Here is a 742-nt window from a genome sequence, read left to right as displayed (position 1 = left end):
GCAACATCAGCATCAATCACATCGCCAGGTTTCATCATTTGTCCCTGTTTCATAAGAAACTTAATCACATCAACGGAGCGTTCAGTCATACGTTGTGCAAGTTCTTGAATGGTAATGGTTTCAGGAAGAATAACTTCGCGAGAAATTTTTTCTTTTGGTTCTTGGTTTTGCGCACGTTTAAATTTTTCCTGCCTGCGGCGCATTGCAGCCATGGAGCGCCCACGTGCACTTCCTTCTTCGTCCAATGCACTATTAAGAGTAATCTTTCCACGACGTTTTTCATCGGCTCCTTTTAAAACTTTGGGTGCACGCACTTCTGACTTAGCAAGGTTAGTGCGTCGGCTATTTCGATCATCCTCTTTGGTTTCATCTGCTTTGCGTTTTTCAATTACAGTTGTATTTTTAGGCGTGATAGGGATATTTAGCAGGGGAAAGAGATGGAGTTTGTGTCTGTAGCGTAGGTTCTTCCTCTTCTTGAGGTGTTTCATCTATTTCAGTTTTTTGAATAGTTTGCCGCAAACTTTCTTCACGCTCTTTTGCACGTCTTGCTTCTTCTTCGGCTTGTTCACGTATTATTCTTTCTTGAATATGTGCTTCTTCTAACGCACGAAGTCTTGCTTCTATTTCAGCTGATGAAAGATTACTTTTAGCCGTAGGTTCATTGGGTTTAGCATCTTCGAATCGTGGTCTAGAGCGTTGGGGAGCCACATGTGGTTTCGTAATTGGCTGTGGTGTTTCAGCT

1 pseudogene is annotated in these 742 nt (G+C 42.5%); it reads right to left on the bottom strand.

Features of this window, described 5'->3' with window-relative positions:
- Window positions 1-742, bottom strand: a pseudogene (locus ACFINO_RS10365) (translation initiation factor IF-2 N-terminal domain-containing protein); the annotation flags it as partial.

The sequence above is a fragment of the Bartonella sp. AA83SXKL genome (genome assembly GCF_042196965.1).
Lineage (GTDB): Bacteria > Pseudomonadota > Alphaproteobacteria > Rhizobiales > Rhizobiaceae > Bartonella.
The sequence above is the reverse complement of the archived record's forward strand: the minus strand, read 5'-3'. Positions and strand labels throughout refer to the sequence as shown.